The following is a 20,718-nucleotide window of genomic DNA, read 5'->3' as shown; positions in this document are numbered from 1 at the left end:
TCTCAGGCCCGAACGGAACGCACGGCGCGGGAGACGTCCTCGCGCGGCACCTGCTGACCGGTCAGCTCGGTCATGATGGCGTCGGTCGCCTCCTCGGCGATCGCATCGACATCAGCCAAAGCCTTCGATTTGATATCCTCGATACGAGCTTGCGCGGACTCGAGACGACCATCGAGTTCCGCTTCGATGCGCTTGCGCTGGGCGTCCGCATCGGTGCGGGCCGCATCGCGTGCCTCGATCGCGATGCGGTGCGAGTTTTCGCGGGCCGAAGCGAGTTCCTGCTCATAGGCCGCCTGCGCTTCGTCCGCGTCAGCCCGCATACGCTCGGCGGCGGACAGGTCGGTCGTGATACGAGCCTGACGGTTCTCGATGATCTCTCCCAGACGCGGGAGAATGATCTTCGAAAGAACGTAGTAGAAGACACCGAACGTGATCGCGAGCCACAGGAGCTGGGACGCGAAATATTCCGGGTTCATCGGCGGGAATGGCGCCGCATCGTGACCGCCCTCGTGAGCGACGGTCTCGGCATTGGTCGGCATCACGGGAACGGCGTTCGGGGGCGCCGAATGGTCGGTGCCGGTTGCATGGTCTTGCGCAAGCGCTTGCGTCACGAACATCTCGATCCTCGATCATATGGGACCGGCCGCGCCCCGGATCGGGCGCGGCCGGGCGGCACAATCCCTGCCAGTCGCAGTCTTAGACGGCGAACAGCAGCAGAAGGGCGATCAGCAGCGAGAAGATGCCGAGAGCCTCGGTGACGGCGAAGCCGAAGATCAGACGGCCAAACTGACCGTCAGCAGCCGAGGGATTGCGCAGCGCGCCCGACAGGAACTGGGCGAACATGTTGCCGAGGCCGAGAGCGGTTCCCGCCATGCCGAAGCAGGCCAGACCAGCGCCGATGTAACGTGCAGCTTCCGCGTCCATGGGATACTCCTTTGATTGGATCGTGCGGGATCGGTGATCCGCGACCGGCCGGTCGCGAATGGCGGGCGCGGTCAGTGGTGAGCGTGGACCGCGTCGTTCAGGTACATGCAGGTCAGGACCGCAAAGACGTAGGCCTGAAGGAAGGCCACGAGGAATTCGAGCGCGGTGATGGCGACCGTCATGACGAGAGGCAGGATGGAGCCAAGGACGCCGAAGGCGCCGAGGCTGCTGAGCGACACCACGAAGCCTGCGAAGACCTTGAGCGTGATGTGACCCGCCAGCATGTTGGCGAAGAGACGAACCGAAAGCGAGATCGGACGCGACAGGAACGAGATGATCTCGATCAGCACGACGAAGGGCAGAATGACGCCCGGAACGCCTGACGGCACGAAGATGCCGAACCAGCCCGTGCCGTTCTTCTTGATACCGAAGTAAACGACCGTGCCAATCACGAGAATCGCCAGCGCGAACGTCACGATGATATGGCTGGTGACCGTGAAGAAGTATGGGAACATTCCGATCAGGTTCGCGACCAGAATGAAGCTGAACAGCGAGAACACGAGCGGGAAGAACTGCATCCCCGCCGAACCCGTCGCATCGCGCAGCATCTTGGCGATGAACTCGTAGGACAGTTCCGATACCGACTGGGAGCGGTTGGGCACCAGACCGCGATTGCGGGTCGACCAGTAGAGAAAGCCGGTGGTCACGGCGACCGTCGCGACCATAAACAGTGAAGAATTCGTGAAGGAAAAGTCGAGGCCGCCGATCTCGATCGGAACGATCCGAGAAATCTGGAACTGATGAAGCGGATCGTTCGCCAACGTCTCACCCTTTTAATGCGGAGCCCGTTCCGGGCGCCACTGCCATAGCGTCACGATCCTTGCTTCGCAACCTCCACCGGGCGATTTGGATGATGTTGGAGAGACTTCGCTCCGGTTGCCTCGTTCAAGGTGCGGTCGGCTTGCGTCCCGCCGTCCGGACGACATTCAGAACCCCGGCGGCGAAGCCAAACAGGAGAAACACGATCAGGCCGAATGGCGTGGTGCCGAACAGTTGATCGATGCCGTAACCGATCACCGCACCGACGACGATGCCCGCAATGAACTCGCTCGCAATCTTGAAGCCCTCGGCCATACCCTTCGCCGCACGCGACGGTTCCGGGCCCTCCTCCGCTGCGCGACTGGACTTGAGCGCATCCAATCTGGCCTGAAGCGAGGCGCGATCGCGCGCTAGCTCGGCATCGCTGCGCGAATCGTGGGGCTCGGGATCGCTCATATCGGTCCTGCGGTCGCGACCGCCGGATCGGGGTCATGATGCAGGGAATGATAGAGGCCCGGCGACCTAGTTCCAACCGCCGTTAAAGGTACGGTAGAAGATATGGAGACCGATCTTGTCGACCTTCTCCATGGCTCGAGCCCAACGCGGCTTGACGTAAGTGGCATGGTAATGCGTCGCTGAACCGACTTCAGGGATCCACGTCTTGCCGCGCGTCACGTCGTCCGCGATCCGTTCCGCGGTCTGGTAGGCGCGGCGATTCCAGATCACGTCCTTGATGCCATCGCAGGCGAACGAGAACTGGCAGCGGTTCCGCCAGTTGGCATTCTGGTAGACCACACCGCAGATCGTCTTGGGATAGGTCGGATTGCGAACGCGGTTGAGGATGACCTGTCCGACGGCCGCCTGCCCCTGCTCGGACTCGCCACGCGCCTCGAAGTAGATGCCTGTCGCCAGGCATTTCTGTTCGGTTGCGCTGAAGACCGACGGCGGAAGCGTAGCCGCGGCCCAGGCATGGTCCTTGCCGCCGATCGGCGGCACGAAGGCTCCGCCCTCCGGTTTGGGTGCGAGCACCTTGTCGAACAGGCTCGCGGTACCCGTTTCCTGGCTCGGCGCATAGGCGGCCATAGCGGCCAGCGAGGCCGGCGACGCGTCGACCCGTTCTGCGACCGCGACGTCGTGCAGGATCGGCACCGGGCCGCTTGCTCGAGCGACCTCAGCCATAAGTGTCGATTGCGATGGATCTCGGAACTGAGCGGCGAGTTGCATCCGCTCGCTGAACGGCTGCGGACCTGCGAGCGCGGTTCGCATCTCGTTGTCACCGAGCGCCATTCCTGCGCGCAGGAGGCCCGACACGGCTCCCAGGCTGCCGGCAGCAAAGCGCGGCTGCACCGGTGCCAAGCGGCGCGGCGCGACGCGTCCGCCCCGCTCGGCCATCAAGGAACGACCGTTGTCCACCACGTAAAGAGCGGCAGGTGCGCTGGGAGAAGCGATATCCGGCTCATCGCCGAAGTCGGGAACGTCCGCGAGAGCGGAAAGGGACGCGAGCTCCGTCTCGACGCCGGCAAGGAGCCCTTCGTGATGGGCCGGCGCGACGAGCATCGCCGTTCCGAAGGCGGCGACACCCGCCGCATTCCGCAGCAAACGGCGGCGGAGCGATCGCACGGCACGACGATCGGCAGTCCTGGAAATGATCGGCATGTCCCGGCCTCGATCGTTGCGGTCGAGGCCTGAACATCTCCTATTAACCTTAGCGAGACATTAACGCCCCAACCCGCCGCAATCACGAGCGCTTGCGCGAGCCCGCATAGGGATTGTCGGGCTTGCGCATGTGGATGCGCACGGGAACGCCGGTTAGCTGGAAATGATCGCGCAACCCGTTGATCAGGTAGCGCTGATACGCAGGCGTGATCGCTTCCGGTCGGGTCGTCGACATGACGAAGGTCGGCGGCCGGGTCTTGATCTGCGTCATGTACTTGACGTTCACGCGCCGCCCGGCGACCGCCGGAGGCGGATGATGCGCGACCATGCGCTCAAGCCACTGGTTGAGCTTGGCGGTCGAGATTCGGCGATTCCACGTTTCATGTGCCTGAACGACGCCCTGCATCAGACGATCGAGGCCCTCACCCGTCTCGCCCGAAACCGTCGCCGTGCGTACGCCGCGCAACTGCGGCAGCAGCCGCTCCGTCTTCTCGTGCAGGTCGGCCAGAACCTCCTGCCGATCGTTCACGAGATCCCATTTGTTGAACGCGAGAACCGGCGCGCGCCCCTCGCGCGCGATGAGATCCGCGATCGAGAGGTCCTGCTTCTCGAACGGCACGGTCACGTCGAACACGACAATCACGACCTCGGCGAACTTGATGGCTCGCAAAGCATCGGCGACTGACAGCTTTTCCAGCTTCTCCTGGATGCGTGCCTTACGGCGCAATCCGGCCGTGTCGAACATCTTAATACGGCGACCGCGCCATTCCCATTCGACGGAAATGGAATCGCGCGTAATGCCGGCTTCCGGTCCCGTCAGGAGACGGTCGGAGCCGAGGAACCGGTTGACCAGGGTCGACTTGCCGGCATTCGGTCGCCCGACAATCGCGATGTTGAGAGGTTTGGTGGCATCGTAACGCTCGACGGGCTCGCCGTTCTCGTCCAATTCCACATCCACGGCGGTATCCGCGGCGGAATCATCTTCGTCGTCGGCGAAGACCTCGTAGCCTAGCGCCTCCACGATCGCATCGCGCAGGTCGCTCATACCCTCGCCATGCTCGGCCGAGATCGGGCACGGCTCTCCCAGACCCAGCGAATACGCGTCGTAGAAGCCCGCATCGGAGCCTCGCGCCTCGGACTTGTTGGCCACCAGCACGACCGGCTTGTTGCGACGACGCAGAAGCTCCGCGAAAATCTCGTCGTGAGGTGCCAAGCCTTCCTTCGCATCCACGATGAAGAGCGAGAGGTCGGCCTGATCGATGGCCGCCTCGGTCTGGGCTCGCATACGCCCTTCCAACGTCTCGGCGCCTGCCTCCTCCAGACCGGCGGTATCGATGACGCGGAACTCGATGTCCTGCAGCTTGGCCTCGCCCTCGCGTCGATCGCGCGTCACGCCCGGGCGATCATCCACCAGTGCGAGGCGCTTACCGACCAACCGGTTGAACAAGGTCGACTTGCCGACGTTCGGGCGGCCGACGAGAGCGATCGTGACAGGGCGCGTCATGCGGGCGGCTGCCCGGCGGCGGGAGCGGGCGTTGCGGGGGTAGCACCGTCCGTCGGCGCGGCGGCGCCGGCTGATGGCTCGCTGGTTGCCGGCGCGGCAGGCTCCGCCGCAGGCGTCGAAGCGGCGATCGTCTCCGCCATCAGGCCGGCACGCTGCTTGATGCCTCGCGGCGTCCCGAGATCCTCGGCAAGCTGTGCAAACAACGGACGCGCCGTTTCGATATCGCCGGCCTTGAAGGCTGATAGCGCCACCGCCTCGCGCGCCGCGTAGCGCATGGGCTCGCCCTCGCCGGTCAACCGTTCGACACGGGCCCGCACGTCCGCCAGCGTTCCGGTATCCACGAGAATGTAGGCTGCTCGGATGGCCGCTGCGTCGCGCAGGTTCTGCGGAGCAGACCCGTCGTTCGCCACAGCATCGAACAATGGAACGGCAGAAGCGGCGTCGTTGGTCTGAGCGACATCGGCCAAGCGCAGGCGGGCCAGCGTCGGATAGGTCGCCACCCCGTCGGATGCCATGGCTTCGAGGATGGATCGAGCCTCGTCGGGCTTGCCGGCTTCGATCAACGCACCGGCTTCGACGAAACGTGTCCCGTCAGCGGCCTCGAGACCTTCGCGGTATCGCTCCCACGCCACGTAGCCGCCAACGCCGAGCACGATCACCACAGCCGCAGCGATGGCGAACAGGCCATAACGCTTGCCGAGGCGCTCCATCCGTTCCCGGCGAACCTCCTCGTTCACCTCGCGAATGAATGTATCGTTGGTCATCGCTGCTCACCTGCATCGGCCAAGCGCTGTCGCGCGAGACCCCTTGTAGTCGCTCCTGGGGGCCTTCTAACGGATTTTCCGTTTCGCGAAAGGGAGATACCGGTGCGCGAAACGGGCCTCACTCCCACTCGATCGTACCCGGTGGCTTCGACGTGATGTCGTAGACCACGCGGTTGATGCCCTTGACCTCGTTGATGATGCGCGTTGCGACCTGTCCCATGAACTCCATGTCGAAGGGGTAGAAGTCCGCGGTCATCCCGTCGACCGACGTCACCGCGCGCAGAGCGCAGACGAACTCGTAGGTCCGCCCATCGCCCATCACGCCCACCGTCTGGACTGGCAGAAGTACGGCGAAGGCCTGCCAGATCGCGTCGTAGAGACCCGCCTTGCGGATTTCGTCGAGATAGATCGCATCGGCTTGTTGAAGGATCGCGATCTTCTCGCGCGTGACACCGCCGGGGCACCGGATCGCCAAGCCCGGTCCGGGGAACGGATGGCGTCCGACGAAGGGCTCGGGCAGGCCCAGTTCGCGGCCCAGAACGCGCACCTCGTCCTTGAAGAGCTCCCGCAACGGCTCGACGAGCTTCATGTCCATGCGCTCGGGCAGGCCGCCGACGTTGTGGTGCGACTTGATCGTCACCGATGGCCCGCCCGTGAAGGAAACCGACTCGATGACGTCCGGGTAGAGCGTACCCTGCGCCAGGAACGAAGCGCCGCCGATCTTCTTCGCCTCCGCTTCGAAGGTCTCGATGAACAGACGCCCGATCGTCTTGCGCTTCACCTCCGGGTCCATCTCACCGGCCAGCGCGTCGAGGAAGAGATCCTGCGCCTGCACGTGAACGAGAGGAATGTTGTAGTGGTCGCGGAACATGGTGACGACCTGCTCCGCTTCGCCCATGCGCAGCAGTCCGTGATCCACGAAGATGCATGTCAGCTGGTCGCCGATGGCTTCATGCAGCAGCACGGCGGCGACCGACGAGTCGACACCGCCCGACAGGCCACAAATGACCTTCTCGCGGCCGACCTTGGCCCGGATCTCCTCGATCGCCTGCTCGCGGAAGGCGGCCATGGTCCAGTCGCCCGGCGCGCCGACGATCTTATGGACGAAGTTGGAGATCAGTTTCGCGCCGTCCGGCGTGTGGGCGACCTCGGGGTGGAACTGGACGCCGTAGAAGCGCCGCGCCTCGTCGGCAATCGCCGCGAAGGGCGCGCCTGCCGATGTCGCGACGATCTCGAAGCCCTTCGGCAGCGCGGTGACGCGATCGCCGTGGCTCATCCAGACCTGATGACGCGTCCCTTCGGCCCAGATCCCGTCGAAGAGCGGAGACGGCTTCTGGACCTCGACGAAGGCGCGCCCGAACTCGCGGTGCAGGCCGCCTTCGATCCGCCCGCCGAGCTGCGCGCACATGGTCTGCTGGCCGTAGCAGATCCCCAAAACCGGAACACCCGCACCGAAGATCGCGTCCGGCGCGCGAGGCGAATCGGTTTCCGTGGTCGACGCCGGCGAGCCCGAAAGGATGACGCCTCGCGGCTTCAGGCGCGCGAATCCCTCCTCCGCCGATTGAAACGGCACGATCTCGGAGTAAACGCCCGCCTCGCGCACCCGTCGCGCAATGAGCTGCGTGACCTGAGAGCCGAAGTCGACGATGAGGATGGTGTCTGGGTGCTGGGTCATGGCGGACTTCTAGATAAGAAGTCCGGAAAGGCAAGGCCTAGCGGCTCAGGAAAGCAGTTCGGCACGGCAGGTTTCATCGATTCGTCGTCGTGTCGTAGCGGTCCTGTCATGGTCCCCATGTCTCTCGCGCTCGCCAGCCCACCGCTGCCGGAGCCAGACATGAAATCGATTCTCGCCACCCTGCCCTTGGTCGCGCTCCTTTCGAGCGCCGCTTCCGCGCAATCCCTGGAAGGCCAGGCCTATCCGGCGACGCTTGACGCCCAGGTCGTCCTACCCTCGAACACGATCCAAACCGCTCCGGAGGACGCGCCGGACCATGTGCGCCAGGCTGGTAAGTTCACGACGCCGGATCGACGTCGCACCGTGACGCTCGGCGCCGTTCCCGGCATGGATGGAAAGCGTCCGACGAACGTCGGACTGCCGCTGGAGGGGCAGGCCGTACAGGGCTTCTCGGGGATCCGGGCGATGCCGGATGGAACGTTCTGGACCTTGTCCGACAACGGCTTCGGCTCGAAGAGCAACTCCAGCGACGCCATGTTGATGATCTATCGTGTCGGTTTCGACTGGAATGCGGGCGCGCTCACACAAAGACAAACGGTGTTTCTGAGTGATCCGAATAAGGTCGCGCCGTTTCCGATCACTCTGGAAGGGACGACAACCCGCTACCTGACGGGTGCGGACTTCGACATCGAATCCCTTCAGCCGGTCGAGGACGGCTTTTGGGTCGGCGAGGAGTTCGGACCGTATCTCCTGCACTTCGATCGCGAGGGACGTTTGACGTCCGTTCATGCGACCCGCGTGGGCGAGACCGAGATCCGATCGCCGGACCACCCGGCGCTCTCGCTGCCGGCCGACCCTACCAAACCCCTACCCACTTTCAATCTCAAGCGATCCGGCGGTTTCGAAGGTCTCGCTCAGTCGCCGGACGGATTGCGGGTCTACGGGCTTCTGGAGGGTCCGGTGTACAAGGACGGCATTGCGGAGAAAACTGCCGACGGACGGACCGCTCTTCGCATCGTCGAGTTCGACACCGCGAAGCGCGAGTGGACCGGACGCTCCTGGCTTTATCCGCTGAGCGAGAACGGCGTCGCGATCGGCGACTTCAATCTTCTGGACGACACGACGGCACTCGTCATCGAGCGCGACAACGGCGCCGGCCGCGTGGCGCAAGCCTGCTCCGGAGAGCCGGACGCGGCCTGCTTCGCCGCACCAGCCAAGCTGAAGCGCGTCTACAAGATCGAGATGAACGAGGCGAACGCGGGTCAGGCCGTGCGCAAGATCGGCTATATCGATCTTCTTGATATCCGCGATCCGACCGGGAAAGCACGCCAGGGCACGGAGAACGGTCGCTACGACATGCCTTTCGTCACGATCGAGAACGTCGATCGGATCGACGAGAACCATATCGTGGTCGGCAACGACAACAACTACCCCTTCTCGGCTGGCCGGGCACTCGACCGGGCGGACGACAACGAGTTCGTGCGCCTCGAAGTCGGCGACTTCCTCCGCGCCCGCTGACGCACAGGGGCGTGTCCGGTCATATCGCGACGCGACCCGCTCGCCACTCCACCAGAAGCCGATCGACCGCTGCCGCCAGGCCGCGGTCGATGTCCGGCAACAACGCCGTCCAGTCGGAGTAGCGGCGGAGTTCGTCAACGCCATCCGAGATGCCGCGAATCGCCACGAGAGGAAGCGCATGGCGGCTGGCGGCACGCCAGACCGCGAAGGTTTCCATGTCGACCATCTCCGCGTCGATGGCCGAATAGGCTGCGCCCGACACGACGTTTCCACCCGTCGATAGGCGGGCGCTGGGAAGACCGGGTACGGGCGTCGGCAGCGGCACCTCGGCGGGGTGATCGACCAAGGGGGTGACGCCTCGTGCGAAGCCGAGCGCTGACGCGTCGATGTCGCGCCACGAGACGCTCGATGCCTGGTAGATGCCGCCTTGTTCCAGACGGTTGGATCCGGCGGAACCAAGCGACACCACCAAACGTGTCGCGATACCGGCGTACTGTCGCCGTTGCAGGGCGAGTGAGGTCTCGATGGCCGCCTCGATCGGGCCGATGCCCGTCATGACGGGTCGGATCATTCGGCGCAGCGCCGGACCGTACTCCACTTCGGCCGCCATTACGAAGAGGACGTCGCCGTCTTCCGGAAAGGGAGCCGACGTCAGTTCAGCCATACGATCGAACCGTTCAAAAGGGCGGCGAAGGCGACCCAGACCGCATAGGGGACGAAGCACCAGAACGCGACACGATCTCGCGCTTTGACTCGCACGAGGAATACCAGCACGGCCGCCAGCAGACCGACGATCACGACCAAAGCCACCAAGGGCGAGTGCGCGGAGAAGAAAATCGACGGCCATAGGAAGTTCAGGCCGAGCTGGATGAACCATGCGGTGAGCAGCGGTGTCGAACCCGAGCGCCATGCTCGCCATCCCGCCACGCCGATCAGCACGTAGAGGACCGTCCAGACCGGAGCGAACAACCAACCCGGAGGCGTGAACCATGGCTTGGCCAGATGACGGTACCAGTCATCGGGCGCATTGAGGCTGCCGATCAATGCACCGCCGCCGACCGAAAATGCCAGAAACGCAATCAGTTGCAACCAGCGCCTCATGTGGCGTCTCGCGTCAGGAGGGCGAAGAAGAAGCCATCCGTTCCGGACAAACGCGGCGTGAGGGTCAGGACCGACCCGCTCTGGATGCGTTCCGCACGATAAGCCCTTGATGCTTCCGGAAGACGTTCGCTCCAGATTGCCTCGGCGTCGACAACGCGCCAGCCGGAACGCGTGGCGAGGAAACTCTCGATCCGCGCCGCGTTCTCCTCGCGCAGAACCGAACAGGTGATGTAGGCCAGCCGTCCCCCTCCCGCCACGAAGCGGGAGGCTTGCTCGAGGACATGGTCCTGCTCGCCCATTCGCTTGCGAAGCTGCGCTTCGGTCAGCCGCCATTTCGCGTCGGGCCGGCGACGCCACGTGCCGGAGCCCGTGCACGGAGCGTCCACGACCACGAGATCCATGGCGCCGAGCAATCCCGACAGATCGTCGCGCGGCTGATGGACCATCGCGGTCGCGCCCGCGCGGGCAAGCCGATCCCAGATCGGCGCAAGACGCTGGCGATCGGCGTCGAAGGCGTGCATGTCCGCCTGATTCCCGCTGGCCGCCGCGAGCGCGAGAGTCTTGCCGCCGGCGCCCGCACAGTAGTCGAGGATACGCTGCCCGGGCTCGGCGCCCGCGAGGAGCGCGGCGAGTTGCGAGCCCTCGTCCTGTATCTCGAAGAGCCCGGTCTGGAAGCCGCGCTCGACCTGGACGTTTGGATGTCGGCCGTCGCCTTGTATCGGATCGATCCGCAGCCCCCAGGGCGAAAGCCGGGACGGCTGCGCGCCAAGCGGTGCCAGTTCCGCAGCGACCTCGTCCCGCGATGCCTTCAGGAGATTGGCACGCAGATCCAATGGAGGGCGCGCGGATAAAGCTCGCGCTTCCTCGATCCAGTCCTTGCCAAGCGACGCCTCGAGCGGTGCGGCCAGCCAGTCGGGTACGTCGGCCAACGCAGCCGGCTCGTGATCCGGCGACCGCACTTCTGCTAGGAATGCCCCGATTCTGTCAGCGGACGGAAGCGGGGGTGCGAAGCGGTCGCCCTCGACCGCGGCCGTCAGCGCATCGGCCGTTGTTCCGCTGTCGAGCACCGCGCCGTAAACGAGATCGGCGTGGACGTGGCTCCCCATCCGCGCTTCCAGGGACCGGCGACGTCGCAGCACGTCGTAAACCAGGTTCCCGATCGCCGATCGATCGCCCGAACCGGCGAACCGGTGGGAAAGGCCCCAGTCCTTCAAAGCGTCCGCCACAGGGCGACGTCGTGCCGCCATATCGTCCAGCACTTCGGCCGCAGCCGCGATCCGGCCGCCTAGCCGCATCGAAAAGCTCGCGAGATGCGGTTGGAAATCTCGATCATGCCGGCTCGCCGTGTTGGATACGAAGGGAAGACGCGCATACACCGCGCGGTCGCACTGCGACAAACGCTTGCAACAACGAAAAAGGGGCCGGCATCGCGGCCGGCCCCTTATCTAGTTGCTTATGTTGTGCAGGCCTACTCGGCCGCCTCGGCGCTATGACTCGTCGTCAGGCTCGCCTGCGCATCGTCACGGCCCTGCTCCGCGAGAGCCTTGCGCACTCCCGCGCCGTAAGCCGCGTCGACCTTGTCGAAATGGGCCAGCTGCCGTTCCACGATGAACTCGGGCACGCCCTGCATCGCACCCGCCAGCGTCTTGAACAGTCGCTGCTTGTGCGCGTCGTCGAACAGCTTGAACAGAGCGCGCGGCTGCGAATAGTGGTCCGCCTCGCCTCGGAACTCGTAGCGGCCGACCTGGCCGGAGTAGCGATGCGGCGGCTCCTCGACGCTCGGATCCTCGACGGGTCCGCCGAACGAGTTGGGCTCGTAGTAGGCGTCGGGGTTGGTCTTAAGCCCGAAGGGCATCGAGCCGTCGCGGTTGTAGTGAGCGACCGGGCAGCGGGGCTTGTTGACCTCGAGCGACTCGTAGTGGACGCCGATGCGGTAGCGGTGCGCGTCCGGGTACGAGAAGAGCCGACCCTGCAGCATCTTGTCGGGCGAGAAACCGATGCCCGGCACGACGTTCGACGGGTTGAAGGCAGACTGCTCGATCTCGGTGAAGTAGTTGTCCGGATTGCGGTTGAGCTCGAACTCGCCGACCTTGATCAGGGGGTACATGCCGTGCGGCCAGACCTTGGTGAGATCGAACGCGCTCCAGCCGGTCTTCTGCTCGAACTCCTCGGCCTCCATCTCCGGCATGACCTGGATGAAGAAGTCCCACTTCGGGAACTCACCCGCCTCGATCATGCCGTAGAGCGCCTCCTGGTAGCTCTCGCGCGACTTCGCGATGACCTTCTCCGCTTCCTCGTTCGTGAAGGTCTTGTGGCCTTGGCGCGTCTTGAAGTGGAACTTGACCCAGAAGCGCTCGCCGGCCGCGTTCCAGAGCGAGAAGGTGTGGCTGCCGTAGCCGTTCATGCGGCTCGGATCGACCGGAATGCCGCGATCCGACATCAGGATCGTGACCTGATGCAGCGATTCCGGGCACAGCGACCAGAAGTCCCACATAGCGGTGGCGGAGCGCAGGTTCGTGCGCGGATGGCGCTTCTGCGTATGGATGAAGTCCGGGAACTTGTACGGGTCGCCGACGAAGAAGACCGGCGTGTTGTTGCCGACGACGTCCCAGTTGCCCTCTTCTGTGTAGAACTTCAGCGAGAAGCCACGAACGTCGCGCTCGGCGTCGGCCGCGCCCTGCTCGCCGGCCACGGTCGAGAAGCGAGCCAGCATCTCGGTCTTCTTGCCGACCTCGGAGAACACCTTCGCGCGCGAGTAGCGCGTGACGTCCTCGGTCACGGTGAGCGTACCGTAGGCACCCCAACCCTTCGCGTGCACGACGCGCTCCGGCACGCGCTCGCGGTTCTGGTGGGCCAGCTTCTCGATGAGCTGGTAATCCTCCAGAAGGACCGGCCCACGCGGGCCAACCGTCTTGGCATTCTGGTTCGAGGAGAGCGGTGCTCCCGCCGTCGTGGTCAGCCTCGGTCTGTCGGACATTGAGGACGTCTCCCTGCTGGATCATGGTTTAGAGCTGTTCCAACAGATTCCCGCGATCACTTCCAATCGTATTTTCAAACCATCACGATCAGATTATTGGATCGGAATGCTCACAACCCGACAACTTAGATCCTTTGAGACCCTTGCCGAGACCCTGCATTTCGGGCGTGCCGCGAAGCAGCTTTCCATCAGCCAGCCGGCGCTGTCGGCCCAAATCGCCCAGATGGAGGAGCTGTTCGGCTGTGCGTTGTTCGAGCGCCGCCCCGTCGGACCGATCCTGACGGCCCGTGGCGTTGAAGTTCAGACACGTGTCCGACGCATCATGTCCGAGCTACGGGATCTCGAGGCGCTGGGTCAGGATACGGGAGAGCTGCTGGTCGGCCAGCTGCGGATCGGAATCATCGCGTCCCTTGCCCCCTACCTTCTGCCGAGCCTCCTGTCGGAGTTCCGCCGCTCCTACCCGCGTCTGGCCGTAGGCGTGCGCGAAAACGTAACGGCGACGCTGCTCGACGATCTGGCGGATGGAACGATCGACTGCCTCGTTCAGGCCCTACCGGTGGATCGGCGAGGTATCGATGCGATCCTGTTGGGCGAAGACCGGTTCTGGCTCGCAGTCCCCGAGGCGGAGGCGCGGGGCATCGCATCGCCCGTCGATGCCGCCGAGCTCGATCATCGTCGCCTCATTCTCCTGCAGGAAGGACATTGCCTACGCGACCAAGCGCTCGACGTGTGCCGCCTGGCGAACAGACGCGACCTCTCGCTGCTCGGCGCGACGAGCCTTGCCACGCTCCTGCGCATGGTCGCTGGCGGGCTCGGTATCACGCTCGTGCCGCAAAGCGCGCTGAGTGCCGAACGGCGGGTCGGCGGCATCGCCTTCCTGCCGTTCCAGGAACCGGCGCCCTCACGGACGCTGGCCCTGACCTTTCGAACATCGTCGCATCGGCGAACGGACTTCGAGCGGCTAGCCGAATTGATCCGGTCATGCCTGCTGCACGATCAGCCGACCGCGCCAGGGTAGTTCGGGCTTTCGCGCGTGATCGTCACGTCATGGGCGTGGCTCTCGCGGAGCCCGGCGTTGGTGATGCGCACGAAGGTCGAGTTGCGCCGGAAGTCCTCTAGCGTCGCCGCCCCCGTGTAGCCCATCGCGGCGCGGAGACCGCCCGTCAGCTGATGCAGGACAGCGGAAGCCGAGCCCTTGTAGGCGACCTGACCTTCGATGCCTTCCGGCACGAGCTTCAGCGTATCGCGCACCTCGGCCTGGAAGTAGCGGTCGGCCGAGCCCCGCGCCATGGCACCGACCGAGCCCATTCCGCGATAGGCTTTGAACGATCGTCCTTGATGCAGGTAGACTTCGCCCGGGCTTTCCTCGGTCCCGGCCAGGAGCGATCCGACCATCGCCGCCGAGGCGCCGGCTGCAAGCGCCTTTGCGAGATCGCCGGAATACTTGATACCGCCGTCCGCGATAACCGGTACACCGGACTCGTCTGCTACCGATACCGCATCCATGATAGCGGAGAGCTGCGGCACGCCGACACCCGCGACGATGCGGGTCGTGCAGATCGAGCCGGGACCGATACCGATCTTGATGCCGTCCGCGCCGGCATCGATCAGCGCCTGCGTCCCGTCGCGCGTGGCGACGTTCCCGGCGATGACCTGCGTATGGTTCGACAGACGCTTCACGCGACCAACCGCGTCGAGCACGCGCTGCGAGTGGCCGTGCGCCGTGTCGACCACGATGAGATCCACGCCCGCGTCGATCAGGCGTTCCGCGCGCTCGAAACCATCCTCGCCGACGCTGGTCGCCGCGGCGGCGAGAAGGCGACCTTGCTCGTCCTTGGCCGCGTTCGGGTTGAGTTGCGACTTCTCGATGTCCTTGACCGTGATGAGGCCGATGCAATGCCCCTCGCCATCCACGACGAGGAGCTTCTCGATGCGATGCTTGTGAAGCAGCCGCTTGGCCTCGTCCTGCTCGACGTTCTCGCGCACCGTGATCAGGTTCTCACGGGTCATCAGCTCGAAGATCTTCTGGCGGTCGTCGGATGCGAAGCGAACATCGCGGTTCGTGAGGATGCCGACCAGGCGTCCCTTCGTCTGACCGCCACGCCCGGCATTCTCGACCACGGGGATGCCGGAGATGCGATGAGCGTTCATCAGGGCGCGGGCATCGCCCAGCGTCGCGTCGGGACCGATCGTGACGGGGTTCACCACCATGCCGGACTCGAACTTCTTGACCTGCCGCACCTCTTCCGCCTGTTCGGTCGGCGTGAGGTTGCGGTGGATGACGCCGATACCGCCGGCTTGCGCCATGGCGATGGCAAGGCGAGCTTCGGTGACGGTATCCATGGCCGCCGAGATGATCGGGATATTGAGGTTCAGCGTCCGGGTGATGCGCGTGCGCACATCGACCTGGCCCGGCATCACGATCGAATGGGCTGGCTGCAGCAAAACGTCGTCGAAGGTCAGAGCCAACGCGCCGGTGGCGGTTTCGATGATGCGAGCCATGCGCCAGTCCTCAAAAACAAGGCCGGCGCTCTCAGGCGAGATGCGCCGGCGGATCGGGATTGGCACGGGCTCGTAGCACGTGTGCGGTGCGAAGAAAAGAAGACGCACCGCCGCGCAGGCTAGAGCAGCGTGGCGTAGGCCTCCGGCAGGAAGCGATAGGCCTCGCCATCCCTGAGGACGCTACCAACCGCCGGGAATGGCAGGTGGTAGCCTGCAAAGAGGATGTTCTCACCCGCGAGCATCTCGGCGAAGCGCTGGCGCGTCGCCACGGCGGCTTGCTTGTCCATGTCGAAGCGGACATGCCACTCGGGGTGCTGGAACGACACCACGAACTGGCTGAACGTATCGGCCATGAACATCATGCGGCGTTCGCCGGAGCGGAGCTCGAAGGCCAACATGCCGGGCGTGTGGCCGAAGGCTGCGCGTGCGGTCAGTCCCGGCAGGACTTCGTCGCCGTCCTTCAGCATTGTCGCCCGCTCGCGCAGCGGCACGACCATCTGCACGACCATCTTGGCATTTCCCGACGACGCGCCGGCCATCGCCTCATCGGAAGTCCAGAACGCCAATTCCTGCTCGCCGATCGCGTAGCGCGCGTTCGGGAAGGCCGGCGATCCACCTTCCATGAGCCCGCCGATATGGTCGCCATGTAGATGGGTCAGGACAACGATGTCGACGTCTTCGGGTGCATACCCGGCCGCGCCCATGCGTTGCAGCAGAAGGCCCATGCCGTTGGCGCGACCGCCCTCGCCCATGCCCGTATCGATCAGGACGAGTTGATCGCCGAGTTCGATGAGCGTCGGCTGGAAGAAATTGACGAAGCGGTCGCGCGGCAGGCCGTTCGCCGCCATCAGGTCGCCAACCGCCTCGGCAGACTGGTTCTCGCCGAAGGTCGGGAAAGGACCCTCGCCCGGCCTGATGCCGTCGAGGATCTGGACGACGACCGCGTCGCCGACCGTGAAGCGTCGCCAGCCTGGTGCGCCGGGGTTCTCGTCGATCAGCGTCTCGATCTCCATGGTTCCCTCCTGCGCCGAGGCATTCCCCGGCAGCGCACCCGCCGCGACGCCGCCAGCGGCTAGCATCAAAGCGTGACGTCGGTTGATTCCGGTCCTGACTGGCATCGATGCGCTCCGAATGACGATATGAATTGGGGCCGCCTGCAAGATGAGGCGTTCCACTCACGAGACAATATGCGAGGCGCGGAACACCACCGGCCTTACGGCGCTTTCACGTTCACGCTCTTGCGAGGGCGGTAAGTCGAGCTTACAGCCTAACCATACTCCCCTACCGGACAAACGACCTTGAAACGCATCGTTCCGGTTGTCCTCGCCGTCGCGCTGTTCATGGAGAACATCGACTCGACGGTGATCGCGACCTCGCTCGCCACCATCGCGCACGACATCGGCGCAAGCCCTATCGCGTTGAAGCTCGCGTTGACGAGCTACTACGTGTCTCTTGCCGTTTTCATTCCGATCTCGGGCCGGATTGCCGATCGCTTCGGAGCCAAGCCCGTATTCCAGCTGGCGATCGCGGTCTTCATGCTGGGTTCGCTGGCCTGCGGTTTCGCGTCGTCGCTGGAAGGCTTCGTGGCCGCGCGGTTCCTGCAGGGCATGGGCGGTGCGATGATGACGCCGGTCGGACGCCTGCTTCTGATCCGGGCCGTGCCGAAATCGGACCTGGTAAGCGCCATGGCATGGTTTACCTTTCCCGCTCTGATCGGTCCGCTGATCGGACCGCCGATCGGAGGCGCGATTGCGACCTATGCGGACTGGCGCTGGATCTTCTTCATCAACTTGCCGATCGGCATCATAGGCATGGCGCTCGCCCAGCGGTTCCTGCCGCGCATCGAGGCGATGCCCGAGGTGCGCTTCGATTGGACAGGCTTCGCCTTGTCGGGCCTCGCCTGCTCCGGCATCGTCTTCGGGCTTTCGGTCGTATCGCTGCCGGCGTTACCGCCGCTCCTCGGGATCGGCATGACGGTGCTGGGGGGTCTCTTCGCCGTCTTCTACGTCCGCCATGCACGTCAGACGGCGCATCCCGTGCTCGATCTGCAGTTGGCGAAGCTGGAGACCCTGCGCACCGCGATTGTCGGTGGCGGCATCTTCCGCATCGGTGCCGGCGCGGTGCCGTTCCTGTTCCCCCTGATGCTGCAACTCGGTTTCGGCTATTCGCCGTTCCAATCGGGTCTTCTGAGCGCCGTATCCATCGGTGGCGCCATGACCATGAAGGTTCTCGTCCGTCCGATCCTGCGAACCTTCGGGTTCCGAATGACCCTGACGGGCGCGGCCATCATGGGCGGTTCGTTGATCGGCGCGATCGGTTTCTATCAACCCTCGACGCCGGTGCCTGTCCTGATCGTTCTGCTGCTGATCGGCGGCTTCTTTCGCTCGCTTTTCTTCACGAGCACGAATGTCCTGGCCTTCGCGGACGTACCGACGCTGCGGACGGGGGATGCGACGTCGATGGTTGCAGCCTTCCAGCAGGTGGCCATCGCCGGTGGTGTCGCGATGGCTGGCGCAATCCTCGAGGCTGGAATCCTGCTGAACGGAACGGGTCACGCGACCCTGTGGGATTTTCAGGTCGCCTTCTTCGCGGTCGGGCTCGTCACGATCTTCGCGGCATTCCCGTTCCGCCACCTGCCTGACGAGGCCGGAGCCGAAGTCTCCGGACGCCGTGTGCCGGCCGAGTAGGCCGGTCGCATCAGGCGTCCCGGAAACCGATCTTGCGATACAGGCCGCGGGCGGGAGCGTTGCCGGGCAGGACTTTGAGATCCATCGCCCCGAACCCGCGTTCGCGAAAGCGTTCCGCCAAGGCCAGCACCAGGGCCTCGCCCAAACCCTGCCCTCGCGCGACGCGAGCGACACAGACATCTTTCAGGAACGCGCTGGTCCAGCCGTAGCACACTCCGACGATACGTTGCGTCTCGACATCCCGCGCCAGAAGCACGAGAGCCGGGTCCCATTCGTCGTCGGCGGAAACCGTCGCGTACCAGTCGTCGCCGCCTTCGAACTCTCCGGCATAGCCGTCGTGATAGGCATCGATCAGCACACGCAAGGCTTCGGAGGCGTCATCAGGACGAAACGGGGCGAGAACCACCCCGCTCGGCCAATTCACCACCCTCGGCTCGTCCAAAGACAGTCTCAGGCGGATGGGGTCGTTGCTCAGCCTTCGCTCTCCTCGTCACGCCGTCCGGCACCACGAAATTCCTTGGCGAGGAGGTAAAGTTCGACCGAGCCATCGCGCGAGGCGGGTGGCTTGACGTGGTGAACCGAACGGAACTCCCGCTTCAGCATCGTCAGAAGGTCGCCTTCGGTCCCGCCCTGGAATGTCTTCGTCAGGAAGTGACCGCCCGGCTTGAGGGTGCGTACGGCGAAGTCTGCCGCAACCTCGCAAAGATGCATGGTGCGCAGATGGTCCGTCCGACGATGACCGGTGGTTGGCGCTGCCATGTCCGACAGAACGATATCCGGACTGCCGCCCAGGGAGTCGATCAAGCGTCCGGGCGCCGTTTCGTCGAGGAAGTCGAGTTCCAGAATCGTCGCGCCGGGCACCGGATCGACCGGAAGATAGTCGATACCGACAACCGCACCCTCGCCGCCGGACAAACAGCGAGCGACCGCGACCTGACACCAACCGCCGGGTGCCGCACCGAGATCCACCACCCGCTGGCCGGGCTTCAGAAGGTGGTAGCGATCGTCGATCTCGATCAGCTTGTAGGCGGCGCGCGAGCGATAGCCATCGGCCTTGGAGCGCCGCACATAGGGATCGTTGAGCTGCCGCTCCAGCCACCGCCGCGATGAGGCGGTCAACCCGCGCTTCTTCTTGACCCGGACCTGCAGTCCTCGATCGTCACCCCGTCCCGTCATGCCGTTGCCCGTATTCCATTGGCGCTCGAACGACGCCAAACGCCGTCCGCCACCATCATTTCCGTCAGGAGGCCTTCCCGCAGGCCCCGATCGGCGACGCGCAGCATCCGCGCGGGCCAGATCCGGCGGATACCCTCTAGAATCGCGCAACCGGCCAGAACCAGGTCGGCGCGATCCGAACCAATGCAAGGATTGGCCACGCGCTCCTCGAAGCTCCAGCCCCGGATGCGATCGATGAGTTCCTCGACCTCAGCATCCGTAAGCCAGAGACCGTCGACCTGCCGTCGATCGTAGCGTTCGAGCCGCAGCTGGACACCGGCCAGCGTGGTCACCGTTCCGGAGGTGCCCAGAAGATGGAACCCGTCACGTCCAACCAGAGCCGCAAGACGGTCGCGCCCCGGGAACGCCTGGATCAAACCGACGACCTCCTCGACCATGCGCTCGAAGAGGGCTGGCGTGACGTCGCGGCCACCGTGGCGCTCCGCAAGCGAAACAACGCCGACCGGCAGCGACGTCCAGGCGACGATATGGTTCGACAGGCGGCGGCTCGCACCACCGCGCAGGTCGAGAAGCGCGATCTCGGACGACCCACCTCCGATGTCGAAGAGAACGGCGCCCCTGGCATTGCGGTCGACCAGCGACCCGCAGCCCGAGACCGCCAGGCGAGCCTCGGTTTCGCGACTGACGATCTCGAGACGCAATCCGGTTTCACAGCGAACCCGCTCGATGAACTCCGCACCATTGGCGGCCGATCGACAAGCCTCGGTCGCGATGAGGCGCGCACCCGAGATTTCGCGCGCGGACAGCTTCTGCGCGCAGATCTCCAGGGCCGCGACCGCCCGATCCATCGCCGTCGCCGCGAGGCTTCCCGTTCGCCCAAGGCCCTCGCCCAAGCGGACGATGCGCGAGAACGCGTCGATGACCCTGAACTGGCCGGGCCGCGTCGGCACCGCGACCAGCAGGCGGCAGTTGTTGGTTCCCAGATCCAAGGCCGCATAGGCCGGCATACGCGGCGCGCCGCCGACCGCATCGGCACTCGGCATGCGGATCTCGATCGGGGCCGGTGCCGTTGGCGGACTCGCTGCCGAACGTTCCTCCTGCTGGCGCATTTGGATCGCACGCTCGGCCTGCCGCAGTTTGGCATCGAGAGAAGGAGGAAGGGCCCTGGCGCCCTGAACGGCCGGAGCGACCAAACCAGGCCCCGCCTTTCGGCCACGCCGCCGGCGATTCCGCTTGTTACGGCGCTTTTCGTCGGCGCCGCGGTCGGTTTCCGGCAGACGTTCCAGGTCCGTCGTACCCGCCGCGACCGGGACGACGACATCGTTGCTGGCGTTCAGGGGCTGTGCGTCGCGGCGGCTCTGCTGCGTGTCATGGATCACAATCTGTCTCCGGAGCCGGCCCGAAGGGCGCTCCTG

20 protein-coding genes are annotated in these 20,718 nt (G+C 64.9%); 3 read left to right on the top strand and 17 right to left on the bottom strand.

What is annotated here, in order from left to right; translation table 11 throughout:
• Positions 1 to 2: 2 nt before the first annotated feature.
• From BLQ76_RS08590 to guaA, 8 genes are all read right to left on the bottom strand, one after another.
• Positions 3 to 617 (bottom strand): F0F1 ATP synthase subunit B, encoded by a 615-nt coding sequence (locus tag BLQ76_RS08590; protein ID WP_090671920.1) that lies wholly within the window; start codon positions 615 to 617, stop codon positions 3 to 5.
• Positions 618 to 696: 79 nt separating this feature from the next.
• Complete coding sequence (locus BLQ76_RS08585; protein WP_062011335.1) at positions 697 to 924, bottom strand: F0F1 ATP synthase subunit C; 228 nt, start codon at positions 922 to 924, stop codon at positions 697 to 699.
• 71 nt (positions 925 to 995) lie between these two features.
• Positions 996 to 1,745, bottom strand: coding sequence for a F0F1 ATP synthase subunit A (locus tag BLQ76_RS08580; protein WP_090671917.1), 750 nt, complete (start codon positions 1,743 to 1,745; stop codon positions 996 to 998).
• Positions 1,746 to 1,869: 124 nt separating this feature from the next.
• Complete coding sequence (locus tag BLQ76_RS08575; protein ID WP_090671914.1) at positions 1,870 to 2,199, bottom strand: AtpZ/AtpI family protein; 330 nt, start codon at positions 2,197 to 2,199, stop codon at positions 1,870 to 1,872.
• A gap of 66 nt (positions 2,200 to 2,265) precedes the next feature.
• Complete coding sequence (locus BLQ76_RS08570) at positions 2,266 to 3,363, bottom strand: cell wall hydrolase (protein ID WP_244519538.1); 1,098 nt, start codon at positions 3,361 to 3,363, stop codon at positions 2,266 to 2,268.
• A 118-nt stretch (positions 3,364 to 3,481) separates the two neighbouring features.
• Positions 3,482 to 4,903: a ribosome biogenesis GTPase Der gene (gene der, locus BLQ76_RS08565; RefSeq protein ID WP_090671911.1), complete on the bottom strand. Its 1,422-nt coding sequence runs from the start codon at positions 4,901 to 4,903 to the stop codon at positions 3,482 to 3,484.
• Positions 4,900 to 5,667, bottom strand: coding sequence for a tetratricopeptide repeat protein (locus BLQ76_RS08560; protein ID WP_090671908.1), 768 nt, complete (start codon positions 5,665 to 5,667; stop codon positions 4,900 to 4,902). The genes der and BLQ76_RS08560 overlap by 4 nt, the downstream gene beginning before the upstream one ends.
• A gap of 118 nt (positions 5,668 to 5,785) precedes the next feature.
• Complete coding sequence (gene guaA, locus BLQ76_RS08555; protein WP_090671905.1) at positions 5,786 to 7,342, bottom strand: glutamine-hydrolyzing GMP synthase; 1,557 nt, start codon at positions 7,340 to 7,342, stop codon at positions 5,786 to 5,788.
• Positions 7,343 to 7,501: 159 nt separating this feature from the next.
• Here guaA and BLQ76_RS08550 point away from each other — a divergent pair, with 159 nt between their 5' ends.
• Complete coding sequence (locus BLQ76_RS08550) at positions 7,502 to 8,860, top strand: esterase-like activity of phytase family protein (protein WP_090671902.1); 1,359 nt, start codon at positions 7,502 to 7,504, stop codon at positions 8,858 to 8,860.
• A gap of 19 nt (positions 8,861 to 8,879) precedes the next feature.
• On the opposite strand, the gene BLQ76_RS08545 is transcribed toward BLQ76_RS08550, so the two are convergent.
• From BLQ76_RS08545 to BLQ76_RS08530, 4 genes are all read right to left on the bottom strand, one after another.
• The gene (locus BLQ76_RS08545) at positions 8,880 to 9,524 is read right to left on the bottom strand and encodes a 5'-methylthioadenosine/S-adenosylhomocysteine nucleosidase (RefSeq protein WP_090671899.1); all 645 of its coding nucleotides are present in this window, start codon (positions 9,522 to 9,524) and stop codon (positions 8,880 to 8,882) included.
• The gene (locus tag BLQ76_RS08540) at positions 9,512 to 9,961 is read right to left on the bottom strand and encodes a TspO/MBR family protein (RefSeq protein ID WP_090671895.1); all 450 of its coding nucleotides are present in this window, start codon (positions 9,959 to 9,961) and stop codon (positions 9,512 to 9,514) included. Before BLQ76_RS08540 ends, BLQ76_RS08545 begins: the two co-directional genes overlap by 13 nt.
• On the bottom strand, positions 9,958 to 11,067 hold the full coding sequence (locus tag BLQ76_RS08535; RefSeq protein WP_342028247.1) for an RsmB/NOP family class I SAM-dependent RNA methyltransferase: 1,110 nt from the start codon (positions 11,065 to 11,067) through the stop codon (positions 9,958 to 9,960). The genes BLQ76_RS08540 and BLQ76_RS08535 overlap by 4 nt, the downstream gene beginning before the upstream one ends.
• A 362-nt stretch (positions 11,068 to 11,429) precedes the next feature.
• The gene (locus tag BLQ76_RS08530) at positions 11,430 to 12,938 is read right to left on the bottom strand and encodes a catalase (protein WP_090671893.1); all 1,509 of its coding nucleotides are present in this window, start codon (positions 12,936 to 12,938) and stop codon (positions 11,430 to 11,432) included.
• On the opposite strand from BLQ76_RS08530, the gene BLQ76_RS08525 reads away from it, so the two are divergent.
• Positions 12,913 to 13,956, top strand: a complete 1,044-nt coding sequence (locus BLQ76_RS08525; protein ID WP_244519537.1) for a hydrogen peroxide-inducible genes activator — start codon at positions 12,913 to 12,915, stop codon at positions 13,954 to 13,956. The genes BLQ76_RS08530 and BLQ76_RS08525 overlap by 26 nt on opposite strands.
• Here the strand turns inward: BLQ76_RS08525 and guaB are convergent.
• Positions 13,935 to 15,440 carry an IMP dehydrogenase gene (guaB, locus tag BLQ76_RS08520; protein ID WP_090672655.1) on the bottom strand — a complete coding sequence of 502 codons (1,506 nt, stop codon included), beginning with the start codon at positions 15,438 to 15,440 and terminating at the stop codon, positions 13,935 to 13,937. The two genes, BLQ76_RS08525 and guaB, sit on opposite strands and share 22 nt — an antisense overlap.
• 119 nt (positions 15,441 to 15,559) lie before the next feature.
• On the bottom strand, positions 15,560 to 16,519 hold the full coding sequence (locus BLQ76_RS08515) for an MBL fold metallo-hydrolase (RefSeq protein ID WP_244519536.1): 960 nt from the start codon (positions 16,517 to 16,519) through the stop codon (positions 15,560 to 15,562).
• A 219-nt stretch (positions 16,520 to 16,738) separates the two neighbouring features.
• Here BLQ76_RS08515 and BLQ76_RS08510 point away from each other — a divergent pair, with 219 nt between their 5' ends.
• The gene (locus BLQ76_RS08510) at positions 16,739 to 18,127 is read left to right on the top strand and encodes an MFS transporter (protein WP_090671885.1); all 1,389 of its coding nucleotides are present in this window, start codon (positions 16,739 to 16,741) and stop codon (positions 18,125 to 18,127) included.
• A gap of 10 nt (positions 18,128 to 18,137) precedes the next feature.
• On the opposite strand, the gene BLQ76_RS08505 is transcribed toward BLQ76_RS08510, so the two are convergent.
• The 3 genes from BLQ76_RS08505 to BLQ76_RS08495 form a co-directional block, all read right to left on the bottom strand.
• Positions 18,138 to 18,485, bottom strand: a complete 348-nt coding sequence (locus BLQ76_RS08505; protein WP_170842524.1) for a GNAT family N-acetyltransferase — start codon at positions 18,483 to 18,485, stop codon at positions 18,138 to 18,140.
• 113 nt (positions 18,486 to 18,598) lie between these two features.
• Positions 18,599 to 19,303 (bottom strand): RlmE family RNA methyltransferase, encoded by a 705-nt coding sequence (locus BLQ76_RS08500; protein ID WP_090671879.1) that lies wholly within the window; start codon positions 19,301 to 19,303, stop codon positions 18,599 to 18,601.
• Positions 19,300 to 20,685 (bottom strand): Ppx/GppA phosphatase family protein, encoded by a 1,386-nt coding sequence (locus BLQ76_RS08495; protein ID WP_425285155.1) that lies wholly within the window; start codon positions 20,683 to 20,685, stop codon positions 19,300 to 19,302. Before BLQ76_RS08495 ends, BLQ76_RS08500 begins: the two co-directional genes overlap by 4 nt.
• Between the last annotated feature and the right edge of the window lie 33 nt (positions 20,686 to 20,718).

It is taken from the genome of Aureimonas jatrophae (assembly GCF_900104035.1).
In the GTDB taxonomy this organism is placed as follows: Bacteria; Pseudomonadota; Alphaproteobacteria; order Rhizobiales; family Rhizobiaceae; genus Aureimonas; species Aureimonas jatrophae.
The sequence above is the reverse complement of the archived record's forward strand: the minus strand, read 5'-3'. Positions and strand labels throughout refer to the sequence as shown.

What these genes read in the sequence shown, in the direction of transcription:
- BLQ76_RS08590 (WP_090671920.1), bottom strand. Translation starts at nt 617, where the DNA reads ATGTTCGTGACGCAAGCGCTTGCGCAAGACCATGCAACCGGCACCGAC.
- BLQ76_RS08585 (WP_062011335.1), bottom strand. Translation starts at nt 924, where the DNA reads ATGGACGCGGAAGCTGCACGTTACATCGGCGCTGGTCTGGCCTGCTTC.
- BLQ76_RS08575 (WP_090671914.1), bottom strand. Translation starts at nt 2,199, where the DNA reads ATGAGCGATCCCGAGCCCCACGATTCGCGCAGCGATGCCGAGCTAGCG.
- der (WP_090671911.1), bottom strand. Translation starts at nt 4,903, where the DNA reads ATGACGCGCCCTGTCACGATCGCTCTCGTCGGCCGCCCGAACGTCGGC.
- BLQ76_RS08560 (WP_090671908.1), bottom strand. Translation starts at nt 5,667, where the DNA reads ATGACCAACGATACATTCATTCGCGAGGTGAACGAGGAGGTTCGCCGG.
- guaA (WP_090671905.1), bottom strand. Translation starts at nt 7,342, where the DNA reads ATGACCCAGCACCCAGACACCATCCTCATCGTCGACTTCGGCTCTCAG.
- BLQ76_RS08550 (WP_090671902.1), top strand. Translation starts at nt 7,502, where the DNA reads ATGAAATCGATTCTCGCCACCCTGCCCTTGGTCGCGCTCCTTTCGAGC.
- BLQ76_RS08545 (WP_090671899.1), bottom strand. Translation starts at nt 9,524, where the DNA reads ATGGCTGAACTGACGTCGGCTCCCTTTCCGGAAGACGGCGACGTCCTC.
- BLQ76_RS08540 (WP_090671895.1), bottom strand. Translation starts at nt 9,961, where the DNA reads ATGAGGCGCTGGTTGCAACTGATTGCGTTTCTGGCATTTTCGGTCGGC.
- BLQ76_RS08535 (WP_342028247.1), bottom strand. Translation starts at nt 11,067, where the DNA reads ATGGGGAGCCACGTCCACGCCGATCTCGTTTACGGCGCGGTGCTCGAC.
- BLQ76_RS08530 (WP_090671893.1), bottom strand. Translation starts at nt 12,938, where the DNA reads ATGTCCGACAGACCGAGGCTGACCACGACGGCGGGAGCACCGCTCTCC.
- guaB (WP_090672655.1), bottom strand. Translation starts at nt 15,440, where the DNA reads ATGGCTCGCATCATCGAAACCGCCACCGGCGCGTTGGCTCTGACCTTC.
- BLQ76_RS08515 (WP_244519536.1), bottom strand. Translation starts at nt 16,519, where the DNA reads ATGCTAGCCGCTGGCGGCGTCGCGGCGGGTGCGCTGCCGGGGAATGCC.
- BLQ76_RS08500 (WP_090671879.1), bottom strand. Translation starts at nt 19,303, where the DNA reads ATGACGGGACGGGGTGACGATCGAGGACTGCAGGTCCGGGTCAAGAAG.